An 18,235-nucleotide genomic window follows, 5' to 3' on the forward strand; every position below is an offset into this window, starting at 1 on the left:
ATATTCATAATTATTTTACACATTAACACTATCAAAATAGGGATTTTTGTACACAATGCCGAAAATTCAGATAAAACAGCAAATCTAGGTTCTAAAGCAGAAAAATTTAGAATCCTAGAAGCTTACGAAAATAGCTAGCGTATGACTGACTCACTGGTACCCTCTCTCCGTTATCCATAGAAAGTACAAAAGTAGAATGCGTATCAGGGTAAATCGCTTTAATATGATTAACATTTACAATAAAGGAACGGTGGCATCTAATAAAGGAATCTTTCGGTAACAAGTATTCGAATTCTTGTAGCGAGTACTTATGTGTTCCTGTTAACTCTTCTGAATTCACATACGTCTTTTTATCTTTAGCTTCTAAATACATGACCTTTGAGAAAGGAACCGGAACCCATCCGTCTGTTGTTTTTAAAGTAACGACTGACTTTCCATCCGTTAAAGCTGGATAAATCGCCGTCACGCACCCTTCAATCTTCCCATTATTTGAAAACGGTACGGCCATTCCATTATAAGGAATACCGAAAACATCCCGATTAATAAACTCAGAGGCTTTTTGCTTCGTTACTATTGCTTTATGAGCAATCGTCCCTTCTTTAATAGGATCCCCAGCACTAATCTTTAAATCAATTCTTTTACTTGGCCGATAGTAAATATATTCTTTCGTATTCGAAACGGCAATTGATATTTCATCTGAAAATAATTCTCCAACTACATCTAGTAGTATACCTAATGTTTTATCTTCCATAGTATGAACACCTCATTTACTATTATACTACTATTATGATTTGTAAAACCGTTCAGCACTTTGAACGGTTTTACAAATAATTTAGTTCACCTTAGCCCCATAACATCTTGCTACTGCAACTGCCTGCGCTATATCTAATTTCACATTTTTCAAATCAAAACTTGTAAAATCAATTCTATCAACTATCGCTCCTTTTAAATTTGCACCGCTAAGTTTCGCCTTACCTAGTTGTACACCTGTTAAATCTGCTTCACGTAAATCTGCTTTTTCTAAATTACATTCATATAGGTCAGCTTCAATTAAACGTATACCCTTTAACATTTGTTTACTTAAGTTCGCGAACCTTAAATTCGTATATGACCAATCTCCCGATATGATAGTTATTCCGTCTAAATTCGCTTCTTCAAAATCAGAGCCAGTCATTTTACATTCTTCAAACTTCGATACGAATAAATTCACACCAACAAACTTACAATTCGCAAATGTAGTTCCTTGATGGATAGAAGCATTAAAAAGAGCACCGGTAAAATCACATTCTATAAAATTACAATTTTCAGTAGAAACTTCCGATGCATCTATCCCTCTAAAACGGCATTTTATGAAAGTACAATTTTTCAATTTCTCTTCTTTAATCAAAACATCTTGAAAATCTATTTCTACATATTCTTTATTTATAAATTCACTCATAACTATTCCTCCGTCTCCTTAAAGAAACCTCACTTCAAAAAAGTGAGGTTTCTTCTCATACAATATGTCCATCTAACCAAGAAATCAAATCTTGAAATACTTCATCTCTATTTACTTCATGGAACATTTCATGTCTTCCATTTTCATATAGACGCAGTGTTACATCTTTCACGCCACATTTTTTATAATTTTCATATACTTCTTTTACACCTTTCCCCATATCCCCAACAGGATCACGATCTCCTGAAAAAATATGTATTGGAAGGTTTTTCGGTGTTTTCTTAAACTCTTCTAGTTTATTTACTTCTAATACACCAGAAAATAATTCACGATAAAAGCTTGTTGTACAAATGAATCCGCATAACGGATCCGCAATATATTTATCAACTTGATTATTATCTGAAGATAACCAATCAAATTTTGTACGATTTGGTTTAAAGTGTGAATTGAAATTTCCGAAAGATAAAAAGTTTAGCATCGGACTTTTCGTTTTTTCCCCGCGTAATTTCATCTCAATTGTCGCTACTTTATGACCGATACTTCCTAATAGCCCTGGATTTCCACCAGTTCCTGAAATAAGAAACCCATCATATAATTCACCTTTCAGTTGTACAGCACGCCTAGATAAAAAAGAACCCATACTATGTCCAAGTAAAAATAACGGGTATGTCTGCTCTTTTCTTATCGTTTCTGATACAAAAATAACATCAGACACAGCCTCATTCCAACCTACATTTGGTTTAAAATGACCATAATCTTCTTCTCTTTTCACTGTTTTCCCATGACCTTTATGATCATGCGCATAAACACCATACCCTGCTTCTAATAAAGCAGCAATAAAGTCTGTATAAACACCTGCATGTTCTGTCATACCATGTGCAATTTGAATAATCCCTCGCGGATCTCTTTCTGGTAGCCACTTACGTAAATAAATTTCCGATCCATCCAATGCCGTAACGAAACTTTCCTGTACGTTCATTTCGTCAGCCCCCAACTCTATTATGTATATCAAAAAATGAATATCCATTCATTATTCTTACTATGTATTATATGCAATTGCCTTCATTATGACAAATGACTCACTTTTCTAATTAGCTCTTAAATTAATATGTTGACGAACCATCCATAAAATTATATAGTTACTTACATAAAGTAATTATTATATTTTTAGGAGGTTTCTATTATGATGCCATCATTATTTTTAGCACACGGATCACCAATGCTTGCTATTCAAGATACAGACTATACAAGGTTTTTAAAAACACTTGGAGAAACATATAAACCGAAAGCAATTGTTATTTTCACTGCTCACTGGGAAAGCGAAGTATTAACGATTTCTTCATCAGATAACGAATATGAAACAATTTATGATTTTGGAGGTTTTCCTCCTGAGTTATACGAAATTAAATATCGTGCGAAAGGTTCTTCTAACATTGCATCTATGTTAGAAACGAAATTTAAAAACAAAGGTATTCCAGTCCATCATAATATGACGAGAGGTTTAGATCATGGCTCATGGACACTCTTGCACCGTATGTATCCAGAAGCAAATATTCCTATCGTACAAATATCAGTCAATCCTTTCCTTCCTGCAAAAGAACAATTTGAAATTGGAGAAGCACTAAAAGGACTTGGACAAGAAGATATTTTAGTAATCGGTAGCGGTGTTACCGTTCATAACTTACGAGCTTTGAAATGGAATCAAACGACACCCGAACAATGGGCAATTGAATTTGATGATTGGATTATTAAACATATGCAGACTACTGATAAAGATGCATTATTTCATTGGGAGAACAATGCCCCTCATGCACAATTGGCAGTACCAAGAGCAGAGCATTTTGTTCCTTTATTTATCGCTATGGGAAGTGGTGAAAATAACGGTGAAGTCATTCACCGCAGTTATGAGCTTGGTACATTAAGTCATCTTTGTCTCCAATTTTAAAGAAAAGGATGAAGCAATCGTTGGCTTCATCCTTTTTCTTTTTCATTCACTTAGTTAACTAACTTCCAAATGTCGTTTCTCTGATACCTCTTCGTTCTTATTATGAAAATAAACCCAAATGCACGCAATAAATAATAGTGATGAAGTAGAAAAGAAAACATATTGGAAGCCCGCATGTGCTGCAATTTGTCCACCAAGTACTGGTCCAATCATATTTCCTAAAAACTGAAACGATTGATTATACCCAAATATTCTTCCCGTTACATGGGTTGGTGTATGTTGTTTTAGTAGAGTTTGTACGGAAGGTAATAGTCCTGCTTGTGCAATACCTAATAAAAAGCGAAGAATTAATAGTTGCCAAGCTGAGGTTACAAATGCTTGCGGAATAAAAATAATTCCTGCAGCAAACAACGCTACAACTAACGTTTTTTGAGGACCGATATGATCTGATAATCTACCTAACTTAGGAGCTGCCATAATAATCGCTAAACCTGTCGCAGACATGACTGCGCCTGCAATCATTTCAATATGAGCTGTTCCTGGGCCTTCTAAATTCTTTACATACAATGTAATAATAGGTTGAATTGACATGTTCGCAAGTTGAATAATAAATGTTGTTACAAATAAACTAATAATTAAATGCTTTGCTGGAACCATCGTCCATACTTTTTTCTGTTGTACTTTTTTTGCTTGAGCGGAGTGATTCTCTTCATGTAGGAAGAAAAAAACGATGAGAAAAGAAAGGAATAAAAAAGCTCCTGTAACAAGAAAAACATGGCGCATTCCAATTAACTCCGACAAATAACCACCAAGTAATGGGCCAAGTAAAGAACCGCTCACGCCCCCAGTTGAAATTGTGGAAATTGCCCAACCTGAATGCTCTTTCGGAGTTTCTGCTGCAATAAATGTCATCGCCGTTGAAAGGAAACCAGATACCGCTCCCATCAAAAATCTTAGTGCGACTAGTTGATACACATCCGTTACAAACCCCATAAGCGTCATAATAATCGCCATACCAAGGCTCGCACGAATAAGCATCAATTTCCGTCCATGTATATCACCAAGCTTTCCCCATATTGGTGATACGATCGCACCCATTAAAAATGTTATACCAAATGCAAGTCCCGACCACTGTGCAATACTAGAAGTGCCAGTTACTCCTAATTCCTCAATATAAAAAGATAAAAAAGGAATTACTAAACTCATACCGGCTGCAGTGGTAAAACAACCTAGCCAACAAATCATCAAATTTCGTTTCCAGCTGGCCATTTTCACACCTTCTTTCTTTAGATACCCATTCTACACCCTTTCTTGTAAAAAGTTTAGTAATTTGCTTTATTTGTAAAATCCACTACAAAACCCGCTATTTTCTAGTGAAAATCACTACATCTCTACATTATTTTCATAAAAAAACCAACTCCCATATATGGAGTTGGTTAATTACTCTCTACCGGTATTAAACGTGCATTACAACATCGCTCATAAAACTCAACCGGACCTGCTTGTCCAATAATTGCGTATTCATATCCTTCTTTCTTCATACTATGTAAACAACGATATAACAATTGCTTCCCTACACCATTCACACGATTTTTTTTCGCTGTGCCCATTGGACCAAACAATCCCTTCTTTCCTCTCACTACATCATAACAAGCGAAACCTACTATCACTTCTTCTTGTTCTGCTATATAAATAGGTAAATTATCTTTATATGTACGAAATCCATACTCTATTGAATGTAACCAACGTTCACCAAATTCCTCTTTAACAAAACTTGCTAATTTTTCAAAATCAGAAGGGCTAGCCTTTCTAACAGTACAAATTAAATGATTATAAGTAGGAACAAAACATTTTAGATCGACCGCTAAATCTCTTGGCTCAGCTATAATACGTAATATATCTTTTTTTATTTGTACATTTCCAATAAACGTATCTACATGAAATAGTGCATATATAACATGTCCTTCATTCATTATTACTTGCTGGAAACGTTCCATACGTTTCTTCGCTATTTGTAAAATTTCTAGCACCTTATAAGATACCTTATATTGTCCTATTTTTTCATACTCTTGATACGGTGAGTCGTATTGTTTTCGTATTGAAAGTTTTTCTGAAAAATCTATCCCCACTTTACGGAACAAATACATATACAACTCGCTACAAACTCCAGTACCTTCTTTACACATACCGATAAACAGATGAGCTGGTTGAATGATATTACTTTCTGCCTCTTCTGCTGCAATCTTCAATATGTTATGAACACGTTTTGTAAATTTATACTCCTCCATATGTATCTCCATCCCCTATTACTTTACTAGTAAACCGTAACCATAAATAAGTGAAACGATTATTCCAACTACCAATATACCTGGCAATAAATTTGCCACCTTAATTTTAATAACACCAAGTAAGTTCAATCCAATAGCGGCTATCATAATACCACCTGTAGCTGTCATTTCCACTATAAATTGATTCATTAATTCTTTCGGGACCAAACTATTAATTTGTGTTGCAAAAACCGCAATCCCTCCTTCGTATAAAATAACTGGAATCGCCGAAAATACTACACCAATTCCTAAAGTTGTCGTTAATATAATAGAAATAAATCCATCGATAATCGCCTTTGTAAATAAAATATCATGATTGCCACGAATCCCGCTGTCGAGTGCACCAAGTATGCCCATCGCACCTATTGCAAAAATTAAAGTAGCAGTTACAAAGCCTTCTGATATGCTCCCTTTCCCTTTTGATCCAACTTTATTTTCTAGCCAATCTCCTAACAGTTTTAACTTTCTCTCTAATTGTAGCCATTCCCCGATGACGGTACCAATCACTAAACTTAGTATGACAACAAGAAAATTTTCACTTTTCAATGCCATTTGAAGCCCAAGCACAGTAACCGCTAAACCGATTGCATGCATAATTGTTCCCTTCATACTTTCTGGAATCCTACTAAATAATTTACCTAGTAAAGTACCAAATATAATACAAATCCCATTTACAACTGCTCCTAATATAACCATTTCTTATTCTTCACCCTTCGAATTCTTTATTTCTATATTTTGGTTTATTCATTGATTTACAGGTTATCTATATGTTAACTTAATATTGAGAATATTAACAAATGTTTTCCACAACATAAACCGCAATTTTTTTTGTAGTAATACATAATGTGAAACTTTAATTAACGTGAGTTTTATTGCCCACAAATTGCGGTATAAATTCAAAAGGGACGGTATTTATGAAAACTTTACTAAAACGATTTCTGTTAATAGCCTTTTGCATTACACCAATTGTTTTATTAATTAACTACTCTTTTACTTCAAAAGCGAAAGACAAACCCGATTTGCAAAACAAATCTAGTAAAACCGCTTCAACAAGTGAAAAGAAAATAGAAGACCCGGAAATTACACTCACTTTCTCTGGTGATACAATGTTCAATTGGCAATTACGTCCTGTAATCGAAAAAAATGGGGCTGATTATCCATTCCAACATGTAAAAGAAGAAATAACAAAAGCTGATATTTCTTTCGTTAATTTAGAGTCAGCATTTACAACGAGAGAAAAGAAAGCTCCTGGACAACTGTTTTGGATTAAAAGTGATCCATCCACGCTACAAGCTATAAAAAACACTGGATATGACATCGTAAATATCGGAAATAACCATACACTTGATTATGGGCAAGATGGATTATTAGACACGATTTCTCACGTAGAAAAATTAAAATTCCCTTATATCGGAGCCGGAAAAAATGCAAAAGATGCATATACAGCACGAGAAATGACTGTAAAAGGGAAAAAGTTCAAATTTCTTTCCTTCGTTCGATTTATGCCTGATACGAACTGGGTAGCTGGTAACAATAAACCTGGTGTTGCAAACGGATATGATTTAAATCTCGTAACAAAAACAATTAAAGAGCAAAAACAAGATGCAGACTATTTAATCGTCTATATGCATTGGGGCGTTGAAAAATCAAATCGTCCGGTAGAATACCAAAAACAATATGTACCTAAAATGGTTGAAGCAGGAGCTGACGCGATTGTCGGGAGTCACCCGCATTGGTTACAAGGATTTGAGTATTATAATAAAGTTCCTATCGCTTATTCATTAGGTAACTTTTTATTCCCAAGTTATGTGAGTGGGAAAAGCGCCGAAACTGGCGTATTAACTTTAACTTTTAAAGGAAAGGATGTAAAAATGTCATTCAATCCTTACATCATTCGTAACAACCAAGTTTCCCCTGTAAATGAGGAAGAAAAGAAAAAAGCTCTTCAATATTTACAAACAATTTCAACTGATGTAGAAATTGATGCTACAGGGAAAATAAAAAACAAACGAAACTAGACAGCTCAAGATCTATTTCTCTGTAACATACATTACAGAATAGGTAATGAACATGCTGAAAGACTTATTAGAAAATGTAAGTTTGTTAGAGAATATTTATAAAATATCTATAGCCGTTCTACTTTTATGTTCAATTTTCTCTGTTAGACTTCTAAAAAAAATAAAACGCGAACGAAAACTTACTACCTTTGAATTTACTATGTATGTAATCATTCGTATTGCGATACTCTTTTGGTTAACTAGCTTTATCCTTCTTGAATATGGAAAATATTTAGTTTAACTATAAAAAGATAGATACAAGTAGCGTTTCTACTGCTTATATCTATCTTTTTTATTTCTAGTAAAACCGTATGTTATCCCTTTCCTTCTATTAAATAAGTAAATCAAACAAAATAGGATTTTTATTAAGCTCCATAAATTGAATATTATTTTCTTTAAAGCGAGTAATTAATTGCTCATAATCTTCTTTATGTTTCAACTCTACGCCGACTAACGCTGGACCATTTTCTTTATTATGTTTCTTAATGTATTCAAAGCGCGTAATATCATCTTCTGGTCCTAATCCTTTATCAAGAAATTCTCTTAGCGCACCTGAACGTTGCGGGAATTCAATAATGAAGTAATGTTTTAATCCTTCGTAAATGAGCGAACGTTCTTTCATTTCTTGCATTCTATCAATATCGTTATTTCCACCACTTAGCGTGCATACAACTGTTTTACCCTTTATTTCATCTCTATATAAATCAAGCGCTGCAATAGATAGTGCACCAGCCGGTTCAGCTACAATTGCATTTTTCTTATACAGTTCTAAAATCGTCGTACAAACTTTTCCCTCTGGTACTAAAACAATGTCATCAATTACATCTTTACAAGTTTCAAATGTTAACTTTCCTACTTTTTTAACAGCTGCCCCATCAACAAAACTATCTATTTTCTCTAATGCGACATTTTCATTTTGAAGAAAAGCCTCTTTCATAGATGCAGCTCCCATCGGCTCTACACCAATAACCTTTGTAGCAGGACTAACACCTTTCACATATGTACCAACACCTGATGCTAACCCACCACCGCCGATTGCTGTAAAAATAAAGTCAACCGATTTCTCCATATCATGCATAATTTCAACTGCAACTGTCCCTTGACCAGCAACTACATACGGATCATCAAACGGATGAACGAACGTCATTCTATTTTCTTCACAATAGCGCTGCGCTTCTTGGAAAGAGCTATCAAATGTATCACCAACTAATACGATTTCCGCAAAATCACCACCGAAAAATTGTACTTGTGATACTTTTTGTTTAGGTGTTGTCGTCGGCATGAAGATTTTTGACGCAATCTTCAATAAATTACACGTATAAGCAACTCCTTGCGCATGATTACCAGCGCTCGCGCATACAACACCGTTTTGTAATTGTTCTTTTGATAAACTTTGAATTAAATTGTACGCACCACGAATTTTGAAAGAGCGAATCAATTGTAAGTCTTCTCGTTTTACATAAACGTCACAATCATATTTCTCAGATAAAACTGTATCACGTTGTAACGGTGTTTTAATAACGATATCTTTCATGCAATTATGAGCCATTAAGATATCTTCAATTTTCACTCTCTCCTTTACCTTCTGCACCATTATATATCATCCTTATCTCTTTTAAATTGGCTCAATCAAAATCCGGGATTTTTAGAACTGCACCTGTATTCGCCGATGTTACCATCTGTGCATAACGTCCAAGCCAGCCAGTTTTCACTTTCGCTTCTGGTCGTTTCCATTCTTTTTTACGCTTATCTAATTCTTCATCACTAACTCTTACTTCTAGCAAGCGTTCTACAACATCAATACATACAATATCCCCTTGTTCAAGAAGTGCAATCGTTCCACCCGCAGCTGCTTCTGGTGAAATATGTCCTACTGAAATACCACGTGAAGCACCCGAGAAACGACCATCCGTTAATAGCGCAACATCTGCACCTAATCCCATTCCAGCAATCGCTGAAGTTGGCGCTAACATCTCTGGCATACCAGGGCCACCTCTTGGTCCTTCATAGCGAATAACAACTACATCGCCTTTCTTCACTTTTCCAAGCATAATGCCCGCAAGCGCCTCATCTTGTGAATTAAAAATAACGCAAGGTCCTTCAAAACGCTTTACCTCTGTTGCACCGCTTTTAATAACCGCTCCATCTTTCGCAAGGTTTCCTTTTAATATACGTAATCCCCCTTCTTCACTATGAGGGTTTTCGAGAGAATGAATAACTTCCTTATCTTTAATCTCTGCATGAGCAATGTTTTCTCTTAACGTCTGCCCGGTAGCCGTTATTCGGTCTAGATGAAGCACCCCTTCTTTTCGGCTCATCTCTTTCAAAATTGCACTAATCCCGCCCGCTCGATCAATATCTTCCATGTGCCAATTGGAAGCAGGGCTTACTTTACATAAATGTGGTACACGTCTTGAAACGGCATCAATGCGATTCATATCGTAATCTAAACCCGCTTCTTGTGCGAGAGCTAATGTGTGCAATACTGTATTCGTTGATCCACCCATTGCCATATCAAGCGCGAACGCATCATCAATCGCTTCTTCCGTTACGATGTCTCTCGGTTTAATATCTCTTTCAATTAAAATTTTTAATTTCTCTGCTGCTTGTTTAATTAACTCTTCACGTCTTGGATCAATTGCTAAAATACTCCCGTTACCAGGAAGAGCTAAACCTAACACTTCACATAAACAGTTCATAGAGTTCGCCGTAAACATTCCGGAACAAGAACCACAAGATGGACAGCCATGATCTTCAATATCCTTTAATTCTTCTTCTGAAATTTTCCCAGATTGATAAGCTCCTACTCCTTCAAAAACAGAACTTAAATCGACAACTTCTCCTTTAGATGTTTTTCCTGCTGCCATCGGGCCGCCTGAAACAAACACAGTCGGAATGTTAATACGTAGTGCAGCCATCATCATACCAGGTGTAATTTTGTCACAATTTGGGATACAAATCATGCCGTCAAACCAGTGTGCATTTACAACCGTTTCTACTGAATCTGCAATAATTTCACGACTCGGAAGAGAATAACGCATACCGATATGTCCCATCGCAATACCATCGTCAACTCCAATCGTATTGAATTCGAATGGTACCATACCTGCCGCGCGAACTGCCTCTTTTACAAGTTTCCCAAACTCGTTCAAGTGCTTATGCCCTGGAATAATTTCAATAAAAGAATTACAAATCGCTATGAAAGGTTTATCAAAATCTTCATCTTTCAAACCAGTTGCTTTTAATAAACTACGGTGCGGCGCTTTATCAAAACCTTTTTTAATCATGTCACTTCTCATCTTGTCAAATCCCCTCTTACGTATTTTTCACTTACAATCACTTACTCTATTTTTTCACTAATTCTTTCGGTGCATGAATCCAGCTCATCATTTCACGAAGCTCTGCCCCTACTTTTTCTAACTGATGATTTCGCTCTGCTTTTTTCATCGCATTATACGTTGGACGCCCTGCTTGATTTTCTAAAATCCATTTCTTCGCAAATTCACCTTGCTGAATTTCTGTCAAAACTCGTTTCATTTCTTTCTTCGTTTCATCTGTAACAATTCTCGATCCTGTTACATAATCTCCGAACTCTGCCGTATCTGAAATAGAATGGCGCATGTTCGTTAAACCGCCTTCGTACATTAAATCAACAATTAACTTTAATTCATGTAAACATTCAAAGTATGCAATTTCAGGTCGATATCCACCTTCTGTTAATGTTTCAAAACCAGCTTTCACAAGCGCAGTTACCCCGCCGCAAAGCACTGCTTGCTCTCCGAATAAATCCGTCTCTGTTTCTTCTTGGAATGTCGTTTCAATTACGCCTGCACGTGTACAGCCTACACCTTTTGCATACGCAAGAGCTAAACTTAATGCTGTTCCTGTTGCATCTTGATGTACTGCCACTAATGCCGGAACACCATTTCCTTCTTGAAATACACGACGAACGAGGTGACCTGGACTTTTTGGCGCGACCATCGCTACATCTACGTAACTTGGCGGGTTAATTTGTCCGAAGTGAATATTAAATCCATGTGAGAAAAGTAACATTTGTCCTTCACGAAGATTCTCTTCTACCTCTGCTTTATACACATAAGCTTGCTGTTCATCTGGCAATAACATTTGTACAACTTGTGCGGTTCGAACCGCTTCTGAAACAGACATTACTTCAAATCCATCTGCTTTCGCTACTTCATACGACTTACCAGGACGAACACCAACTACAACTTCTACACCAGAATCACGTAAATTTTGTGCTTGCGCATGACCTTGTGATCCATAACCAACTACTGCAACAGTTTTTCCTTGTAATAACTCTACATTTGCATCTTTCTCATAATATGTTTTCATATTCCATACACTCCTTATAATTTATTTACTTGCAGTACATCAATTAATTTTTTCAACTGACTAACAAGTAATGTCGCTTCATTTTCAGTACAAACTGCTGTGAGTTTCATTTCAGAAACACCACTTGTATCTCTTTCATTTAAATGTAAAGAAGAAATATAATAACCACGCCGAGCAAAAATCCCACTTATACGTAATAAGACGCTTGGCTCGTTATGAATAACGAGTGAAAAAGTATGACTCATTCTTCCCACCTCTTCATAATCATTTCGTTATTCCCTTTGTTTGGCGGAACCATCGGAAATACGTTTTCACCTTCTTCTACACAAAAATCAACTACGGCAGGACCTTCATGAGCAAATGCTTCTAACATCACTTGTTTCGCCTCTGTTGAATTTGTCGCTCTTAATCCCTTCACTCCATAAGCTTCTGCCACTTTCACAAAATCTGGCGATCCAATTTTTGATTCTGATAAACGATTTTCATAAAACATTTCTTGCCATTGCCTTACCATCCCTAAAAATTTGTTATTTATGATAAATACTTTTACAGGGATGTTATTTTCAGCAATTGTTTGTAGTTCTTGAATGTTCATTTGAAAAGAAGCATCACCTGCAATACAAATGACAAGTTCTTCTTTTTTAGCTAGCTGAGCACCAATTGCTGCTGGAAAACCAAACCCCATCGTTCCTAATCCTCCAGAGGTAAGGAACGTCCGAGGTTTTCTTGCTTTATAGAAGTGAGCAGCCCACATTTGATGCTGTCCTACTTCTGTTGTGACAATCGCTTCACCATTCGTTAATTCACTTACTAAGTTGATCACATGCTGTGGTTTTAACTCAGATTCTTTTTGCTTATAAGAAAGTGGATATTCTTCTTTCCATGCCTTTACTTTCTGAAGCCATTCGTCTGTATGTGTATAAATAGACATATGTAACAACATGTGTAACGCTTTTTTCACATCACCAACAATGGGATGCTCTACAGTTACATTTTTATGAAACTCAGAAGGATCAATATCAATATGTACTTTTTTCGAGTGCGGAGAAAAAAGTTCTAATTTTCCTGTTACACGATCATCGAAGCGAACACCTAATGCAAGTAGTAAATCACATTCTGTTACCGCCATATTAGCAGCGTATGTCCCATGCATACCAAGCATCCCTAAAAACAATGGATCTCCCGGTGGATATGCACCAAGTCCCATTAAAGTTGAAACGACTGGAATACGGTTCTCCCTTGCGAATTCAAAAAGTTCATCGGATCCACCTGAATGTATGACACCTCCCCCAATATAAAGAAGCGGACGCTTTGATTTTGAAATTGCTTTAGCTACCTCTCTAAGTTTCATGCTGTCTGGTACAAGTTCTGGTTTGTACCCCGGAATATCAACTTCTTCATTAAAGAAACTGGTGACTTTTGCATTTTGAACATCTTTTGGAATATCGATTAATACTGGTCCCGGGCGTCCGCTTTCGGCGATGTAAAAAGCTTCTTGCACAATTCGTGATACATGATTTACATCACGAACTTGGTAATTATGCTTCGTAACAGGTACTGTAATTCCGACAACATCCGCTTCTTGAAATCCATCTTTACCAATTAAAGGCGTTGCAACTTGGCCGGTAATGACAACTAAAGGAATCGAATCCATATAAGCGTCTGCTAAGCCGGTAACTAAATTTGTCGCCCCTGGGCCAGAGGTAGCAAAGACTACCCCGACCTTTCCAGAAGCTCTCGCATATCCTTCAGCCGCATGAATGGCAGCTTGTTCATGACGAGTTAAAACATGTTTCAAACCACTTTCGTATAACGCATCGTATACTGGTAAGATCGCTCCGCCTGGATAGCCGAAAACGGTCGTTACACCCAATTTCTTCAAACATTGAATCACGTGCCCAGCGCCTGTCATTTCTTCACACTGTAACTTCTCATACGCTGTATACTGCTGCTTCATTTCAATTAACTCCTCTCCTTATTTATGCTAAGCTTTCCGTCAGCCCGGGAACACGTACTCCTCTTTCTCTCGTTAATTTTTTAAATTCTTCGGTCAATTGTTTCGTTACACTTCCTGGTTTCCCATCTCCAATTTCTCTCGAATCAACTTTTACAACTGGAATTAACTCCGCTGCTGTTCCTGTTAAAAATACTTCATCCGCTACATATACATCATGGCGAGTGAATGGTCTTTCCTCACATGGAATACTCAGTCGTTCACATAGCTCGATAACACTATTTCTCGTAATACCTTCTAATGCTCCTAAATAGGATGGTGGGGTTAATACTTTTCCATCTTTCACAACGAAAACATTATCGCCAGAACCTTCACAAACATATCCTTGTTGATTTAACATAAGAGCCTCTAACACTCCTGCTTGTGCCGCTTCAATTTTTACAAGTACGTTATTTAAGTAGTTCATTGACTTAATGCGTGGGTCTAATGCATCTGGCTTATTACGTCTTGATGCAACAGATACAACGCTTAATCCATTATCGTAAAATTCCTGAGGGAATAACTTTAATTGTTCTGCAATGATAATAACGCTCGGTTTCACACAACTTCTAGGGTCGAGCCCTAAGTCACCTTTTCCTCGTGAAACAATTAAACGAATGTAAGCATCCGCATACTCATTTTTTTGCAACGTTTGTAAAACTGCTTCTTCCATTTCGTCAACTGTCAGTGGGACTGTAAGTAAAATAGATTTTGCCGATTCATATAATCGTTTTACATGTTCTTTTAAACAAAATACATTTCCTCCGTAACTACGAATCCCTTCAAATACACCGTCTCCGTATAAAAAGCCGTGATCATATACTGAAACAACTGCCTTTTCTTTTTCTACAAATTCCCCATTCATGTAAATGTACTGGTTTCCCATCTCACATCGCTCCTCTTTTTTTCTCTATTTTTTGCAATCTATTTCTACATCGATTGCTGAGATGAGTATTTTTAACAGAATATTCAGTATATAAATATTAAAAATATACTCGTCTCAACAATCGATTACTTACATACTTGTAGCAATCCATTGCTGAGACGAGGGAATCGTGGTACCACTCAGCTTCCTTACACTTCTCACGAAATATAAGCTCTGCAAGTCCAATTAGACTTTTGTTTTTCTATCGGGAACAAACCCGCTACTTTTTACTAATTTTCAAAAGTAGTGCTCCGAGGTGATTTTCAATGAGTGCATTGTTACCACCCTCACAGCCTCGGGGCAGCTCTCTGAAACAATCTTTATCATTTACTCTCCTCTTCCACGCATTCTCTTATTCTATTTTCTAAAATAAAAACTCTCGCCTCAGCAATCAACTACTACAATTTAGTAGCTTTGATTGCTGAGGCGAGAGTTTCGCGTTACCACTCAGCTTCCTTATACTTCTCGCGAAATATAAGCTTCGTAGGTCCAATTAGACCCCCGTCCTTTTACCGGAGACGATGCCGCCGCCCTCTACTCAGTTTCCCTTTCGCAAGCGATGCTCCGAGGTGATCTTCAATGATTTGATTGTTACTACTCTCGCAGCCTTGGAGTAGCTCTCTGAAACGATCATAATCATCTACTTTCCTCTTCTTTGCATATACAACATATAAAGTTAGAAAATTTTTAATTAACTTTTATTTGTTACACGTATTATAGGACGTTGTTCTTTTCTTTGTCAACATGTTTTTTCAAAAAAAATCTAAATTCATTCTATTTATTTTTTCTCAAATCAAAATTGGAATGAATTACTTACATACACTCATATATTGCTTAAGTATGTTTGCACTACTACATAAAGAAAAATTTATGAGGAGATGAGAAAACTATGTTAAAAGGGAAAGTAGCGTTAGTTACAGGAGCAAGCCGAGGAATTGGACGAGCGATCGCTAAACGTTTAGCAAATGACGGTGCATTGGTTGCTGTTCATTACGGTAATCGAAAAGATGACGCTGAAGAAACTGTTCATGAAATTCAATCAAATGGTGGCCAAGCTTTTTCTATCGGCGCAAATTTAGAATCCTTACACGGTGTAGAAAACCTTTATAAAGCTTTAGATACTGAATTACAAAAGCGCACTGGTGAAACACAATTTGATATTTTAATAAACAATGCTGGCATTGGTCCTGGTGCTTTTATTGAAGAAACGACTGAACAATTTTTTGATAGAATGTTTTCAGTAAATGCAAAAGCACCATTCTTTATCATTCAACAAGCACTGCCACGTTTACGTGACAATAGCCGAATTATTAATATTTCATCCGCTGCGACCCGCATTTCTTTACCTGATTTTGTTGCATATAGTATGACGAAAGGCGCTATTAATACAATGACTTTTACACTAGCAAAACAGCTTGGAGCACGAGGAATAACGGTGAATGCAATACTTCCAGGATTTATTAAAACAGATATGAATGCAGAACTCTTGAGCGACCCGATGATGAAGCAGTACGCTACTACTATTTCCGCTTTCAATCGCTTAGGTGAAGTAGAAGACATTGCCGATACTGCTGCATTTCTTGCTTCTCCAGACAGCCGCTGGGTTACTGGACAATTAATTGATGTGAGCGGAGGATCTTGTTTATAAAAAACATATATTTTCAAATCTTTTTTATTGCGCAATAAAACAATTTATATAATACTATATAAAACATATACATTTAGGAGGATTACAGCAATGTCCGAAAAAACATACGAACTCGCAACCTTCGCAGGCGGTTGCTTTTGGTGCATGGTAAAACCATTTGATGAACTTCCTGGTATTCATAAAGTACTTTCTGGCTATGCAGGAGGTCATGTAGAAAACCCAACATATGAACAAGTAAAAACCGGAACATCTGGACATTTAGAAGTTGTTCAAATTACATTCGATCCTTCTATTTTTCCTTATCAGAAATTACTAGACTTATATTGGCCACAAATCGATCCAACTGATGATGGCGGACAATTCTTTGACCGTGGTCCATCTTATCGTACCGCTATTTTTTATCATAACGAAACACAAAAAGGGCTTGCTGAAAAATCAAAACAAGCTCTTGCAGAAAGCAGTATGTTTAAAGATCCAATCGTGACTGAAATTCGTCCTGCTGCACCTTTTTACGAAGCAGAGGACTACCACCAACATTTCTATAAAAAGAATCCAGAGAAATATGCTACTGAGCAAAAAGAATCTGGCCGTGAAGACTTTATTAAAGAAAATTGGCAAAAAAAATAATAAAAACGCATCGTGCTTTTTTAGTACGATGCGTTTTTATTTTTGATAAAAGTACCATACAATTAACAGAACAATTGCTGTTAGTGACCAAAGTACTATCTCGTTTTTCACTCTATTCTTTTTCTTAGTCATTTCATTCCCTCCTAATAACAATTAAACATATTCAAGTTTTTCTTTGTTTAATTGTCCACCTTATATACATGAATACATCCTTACAAATTCTAATAGCAAGACCACCAATAATTCCGATTGCAATTGAAATTACTAACATCTGTCCAAAACTAAAAGAATTTGTGTACGTTATGTAGAGAACGATACATATAAGTAAAACATCCGGTAAAGAAAGTAAAAACCTTTTAAGCATTCCTTTATCTCCTCTATACTTTATTTATATCTTCTACTGTAATTTTGAAAGAAAGTTTGTTCAAAAATTCCATTTAGACCCTCATTTTACGAAAAATAATAAGAATCCCTTTTTAAAAGAAATTCTTATTCAGCAGATTTAAGTTTAATTATTTTCTACATATCCTATTCCATAATTACTCCTAAAATAGAATAATATTACTAATCATTTATTGTAAATTGACTATTTGCCAGGCGACCGAATGTCGCGCCAGCTACCTACATCACATTGGCCAAATTCATTATTACCTACCGCGACCACCGTGCCGTCTGATTTTAGTCCGACTGTATGTGCACAACCAGCCGCTATCGCTACAATATCGCGCCAATCGCTTACGTTACATTGACCATACTCATTCCAGCCCACGGCCACCACGGTACCGTCTAATTTTAGTCCGATTGTATGATTCGTACCAGCCGCTATTGCTACAATATCTATCCAGCCACTCACATCACACTGGTTATGTTTATCATTCCCCACTGCTGTCACCGTACCGTCTCGTTTAAGACCAACAGTATG

At 36.4% G+C, this 18,235-nt stretch carries 18 protein-coding genes, 1 pseudogene and 2 other annotated features; of the genes and pseudogenes, 5 read left to right on the forward strand and 14 right to left on the reverse strand.

Annotation, left to right across the window (positions count from 1 at the left end):
• Positions 1-106: 106 nt before the first annotated feature.
• The 3 genes from MR167_RS11800 to MR167_RS11810 all read right to left on the reverse strand — a co-directional run bounded on the left by MR167_RS11800 (position 107) and on the right by MR167_RS11810 (position 2,417).
• Positions 107-751, reverse strand: coding sequence for a LytTR family DNA-binding domain-containing protein (locus tag MR167_RS11800; protein WP_242314698.1), 645 nt, complete (start codon positions 749-751; stop codon positions 107-109).
• Positions 752-832: 81 nt separating this feature from the next.
• A complete protein-coding gene (locus tag MR167_RS11805) occupies positions 833-1,438 on the reverse strand; it encodes a pentapeptide repeat-containing protein (protein ID WP_098275118.1) in 606 nt (201 codons plus the stop codon).
• Between the two features lie 55 nt (positions 1,439-1,493).
• Positions 1,494-2,417: an alpha/beta hydrolase gene (locus MR167_RS11810; RefSeq protein WP_242314700.1), complete on the reverse strand. Its 924-nt coding sequence runs from the start codon at positions 2,415-2,417 to the stop codon at positions 1,494-1,496.
• A 204-nt stretch (positions 2,418-2,621) separates the two neighbouring features.
• Between MR167_RS11810 and MR167_RS11815 the strand changes: the two genes are divergently transcribed.
• Positions 2,622-3,383, forward strand: a complete 762-nt coding sequence (locus MR167_RS11815; protein WP_242314702.1) for a DODA-type extradiol aromatic ring-opening family dioxygenase — start codon at positions 2,622-2,624, stop codon at positions 3,381-3,383.
• Positions 3,384-3,437: 54 nt separating this feature from the next.
• Here the strand turns inward: MR167_RS11815 and MR167_RS11820 are convergent, their stop codons facing one another.
• The 3 genes from MR167_RS11820 to MR167_RS11830 all read right to left on the reverse strand — a co-directional run bounded on the left by MR167_RS11820 (position 3,438) and on the right by MR167_RS11830 (position 6,406).
• A complete protein-coding gene (locus MR167_RS11820) occupies positions 3,438-4,652 on the reverse strand; it encodes a multidrug efflux MFS transporter (protein ID WP_000179291.1) in 1,215 nt (404 codons plus the stop codon).
• A 167-nt stretch (positions 4,653-4,819) separates the two neighbouring features.
• Positions 4,820-5,671 (reverse strand): GNAT family N-acetyltransferase, encoded by an 852-nt coding sequence (locus tag MR167_RS11825; protein WP_000393443.1) that lies wholly within the window; start codon positions 5,669-5,671, stop codon positions 4,820-4,822.
• Between the two features lie 18 nt (positions 5,672-5,689).
• Positions 5,690-6,406, reverse strand: coding sequence for a DUF554 domain-containing protein (locus MR167_RS11830; RefSeq protein ID WP_000236050.1), 717 nt, complete (start codon positions 6,404-6,406; stop codon positions 5,690-5,692).
• Positions 6,407-6,624: 218 nt separating this feature from the next.
• Here MR167_RS11830 and MR167_RS11835 point away from each other — a divergent pair, with 218 nt between their 5' ends.
• The gene (locus MR167_RS11835; protein ID WP_242314704.1) at positions 6,625-7,728 is read left to right on the forward strand and encodes a CapA family protein; all 1,104 of its coding nucleotides are present in this window, start codon (positions 6,625-6,627) and stop codon (positions 7,726-7,728) included.
• 52 nt (positions 7,729-7,780) lie between these two features.
• The gene (locus MR167_RS11840) at positions 7,781-8,008 is read left to right on the forward strand and encodes a hypothetical protein (protein WP_000910225.1); all 228 of its coding nucleotides are present in this window, start codon (positions 7,781-7,783) and stop codon (positions 8,006-8,008) included.
• Positions 8,009-8,098: 90 nt separating this feature from the next.
• On the opposite strand, the gene ilvA is transcribed toward MR167_RS11840, so the two are convergent.
• Genes ilvA through ilvE form a run of 6 tightly spaced genes read right to left on the reverse strand, consistent with a single transcriptional unit; the run spans position 8,099 to position 14,999 of the window.
• Positions 8,099-9,361 (reverse strand): threonine ammonia-lyase IlvA, encoded by a 1,263-nt coding sequence (gene ilvA, locus MR167_RS11845; protein WP_016077871.1) that lies wholly within the window; start codon positions 9,359-9,361, stop codon positions 8,099-8,101.
• 31 nt (positions 9,362-9,392) lie between these two features.
• A complete protein-coding gene (gene ilvD / locus MR167_RS11850; RefSeq protein WP_242314706.1) occupies positions 9,393-11,066 on the reverse strand; it encodes a dihydroxy-acid dehydratase in 1,674 nt (557 codons plus the stop codon).
• 46 nt (positions 11,067-11,112) lie between these two features.
• The gene (ilvC, locus tag MR167_RS11855; RefSeq protein ID WP_000861150.1) at positions 11,113-12,120 is read right to left on the reverse strand and encodes a ketol-acid reductoisomerase; all 1,008 of its coding nucleotides are present in this window, start codon (positions 12,118-12,120) and stop codon (positions 11,113-11,115) included.
• A gap of 14 nt (positions 12,121-12,134) precedes the next feature.
• Positions 12,135-12,365 carry an ACT domain-containing protein gene (locus MR167_RS11860; protein ID WP_000019916.1) on the reverse strand — a complete coding sequence of 77 codons (231 nt, stop codon included), beginning with the start codon at positions 12,363-12,365 and terminating at the stop codon, positions 12,135-12,137.
• A complete protein-coding gene (gene ilvB, locus MR167_RS11865) occupies positions 12,362-14,077 on the reverse strand; it encodes an acetolactate synthase large subunit (protein ID WP_242314708.1) in 1,716 nt (571 codons plus the stop codon). Before ilvB ends, MR167_RS11860 begins: the two co-directional genes overlap by 4 nt.
• Positions 14,078-14,099: 22 nt before the next feature.
• Complete coding sequence (gene ilvE / locus MR167_RS11870; RefSeq protein ID WP_242314710.1) at positions 14,100-14,999, reverse strand: branched-chain-amino-acid transaminase; 900 nt, start codon at positions 14,997-14,999, stop codon at positions 14,100-14,102.
• 151 nt (positions 15,000-15,150) lie between these two features.
• Positions 15,151-15,390 (reverse strand) — a binding site (T-box leader).
• Between the two features lie 67 nt (positions 15,391-15,457).
• Positions 15,458-15,703: a binding site (T-box leader), on the reverse strand.
• 224 nt (positions 15,704-15,927) lie between these two features.
• Between ilvE and MR167_RS11875 the strand changes: the two genes are divergently transcribed.
• Complete coding sequence (locus MR167_RS11875; protein ID WP_000911802.1) at positions 15,928-16,686, forward strand: SDR family oxidoreductase; 759 nt, start codon at positions 15,928-15,930, stop codon at positions 16,684-16,686.
• Between the two features lie 90 nt (positions 16,687-16,776).
• Positions 16,777-17,313: a peptide-methionine (S)-S-oxide reductase MsrA gene (gene msrA, locus MR167_RS11880; RefSeq protein ID WP_242314712.1), complete on the forward strand. Its 537-nt coding sequence runs from the start codon at positions 16,777-16,779 to the stop codon at positions 17,311-17,313.
• A 163-nt stretch (positions 17,314-17,476) separates the two neighbouring features.
• Here msrA and MR167_RS11885 read toward each other — a convergent pair whose 3' ends face one another.
• Both MR167_RS11885 and MR167_RS11890 read right to left on the reverse strand, forming a co-directional pair.
• The gene (locus MR167_RS11885) at positions 17,477-17,677 is read right to left on the reverse strand and encodes a hypothetical protein (protein WP_000919318.1); all 201 of its coding nucleotides are present in this window, start codon (positions 17,675-17,677) and stop codon (positions 17,477-17,479) included.
• Positions 17,678-17,899: 222 nt separating this feature from the next.
• Positions 17,900-18,235: pseudogene (locus tag MR167_RS11890) on the reverse strand (chromosome condensation regulator); the annotation flags it as partial.

Source organism: Bacillus cereus group sp. BfR-BA-01355 (assembly GCF_022663675.1).
GTDB classification, from domain to species: domain Bacteria; phylum Bacillota; class Bacilli; order Bacillales; family Bacillaceae_G; genus Bacillus_A; species Bacillus_A thuringiensis_S.

Excerpts from the sequence above, each read along its gene's own strand:
- MR167_RS11800 (WP_242314698.1), bottom strand. The coding sequence starts at position 751 with ATGGAAGATAAAACATTAGGTATACTACTAGATGTAGTTGGAGAATTA.
- MR167_RS11805 (WP_098275118.1), bottom strand. The coding sequence starts at position 1,438 with ATGAGTGAATTTATAAATAAAGAATATGTAGAAATAGATTTTCAAGAT.
- MR167_RS11810 (WP_242314700.1), bottom strand. The coding sequence starts at position 2,417 with ATGAACGTACAGGAAAGTTTCGTTACGGCATTGGATGGATCGGAAATT.
- MR167_RS11815 (WP_242314702.1), top strand. The coding sequence starts at position 2,622 with ATGATGCCATCATTATTTTTAGCACACGGATCACCAATGCTTGCTATT.
- MR167_RS11820 (WP_000179291.1), bottom strand. The coding sequence starts at position 4,652 with ATGGCCAGCTGGAAACGAAATTTGATGATTTGTTGGCTAGGTTGTTTT.
- MR167_RS11825 (WP_000393443.1), bottom strand. The coding sequence starts at position 5,671 with ATGGAGGAGTATAAATTTACAAAACGTGTTCATAACATATTGAAGATT.
- MR167_RS11830 (WP_000236050.1), bottom strand. The coding sequence starts at position 6,406 with ATGGTTATATTAGGAGCAGTTGTAAATGGGATTTGTATTATATTTGGT.
- MR167_RS11835 (WP_242314704.1), top strand. The coding sequence starts at position 6,625 with ATGAAAACTTTACTAAAACGATTTCTGTTAATAGCCTTTTGCATTACA.
- MR167_RS11840 (WP_000910225.1), top strand. The coding sequence starts at position 7,781 with ATGCTGAAAGACTTATTAGAAAATGTAAGTTTGTTAGAGAATATTTAT.
- ilvA (WP_016077871.1), bottom strand. The coding sequence starts at position 9,361 with ATGGTGCAGAAGGTAAAGGAGAGAGTGAAAATTGAAGATATCTTAATG.
- ilvD (WP_242314706.1), bottom strand. The coding sequence starts at position 11,066 with ATGAGAAGTGACATGATTAAAAAAGGTTTTGATAAAGCGCCGCACCGT.
- ilvC (WP_000861150.1), bottom strand. The coding sequence starts at position 12,120 with ATGAAAACATATTATGAGAAAGATGCAAATGTAGAGTTATTACAAGGA.
- MR167_RS11860 (WP_000019916.1), bottom strand. The coding sequence starts at position 12,365 with ATGAGTCATACTTTTTCACTCGTTATTCATAACGAGCCAAGCGTCTTA.
- ilvB (WP_242314708.1), bottom strand. The coding sequence starts at position 14,077 with ATGAAGCAGCAGTATACAGCGTATGAGAAGTTACAGTGTGAAGAAATG.
- ilvE (WP_242314710.1), bottom strand. The coding sequence starts at position 14,999 with ATGGGAAACCAGTACATTTACATGAATGGGGAATTTGTAGAAAAAGAA.
- MR167_RS11875 (WP_000911802.1), top strand. The coding sequence starts at position 15,928 with ATGTTAAAAGGGAAAGTAGCGTTAGTTACAGGAGCAAGCCGAGGAATT.
- msrA (WP_242314712.1), top strand. The coding sequence starts at position 16,777 with ATGTCCGAAAAAACATACGAACTCGCAACCTTCGCAGGCGGTTGCTTT.
- MR167_RS11885 (WP_000919318.1), bottom strand. The coding sequence starts at position 17,677 with ATGCTTAAAAGGTTTTTACTTTCTTTACCGGATGTTTTACTTATATGT.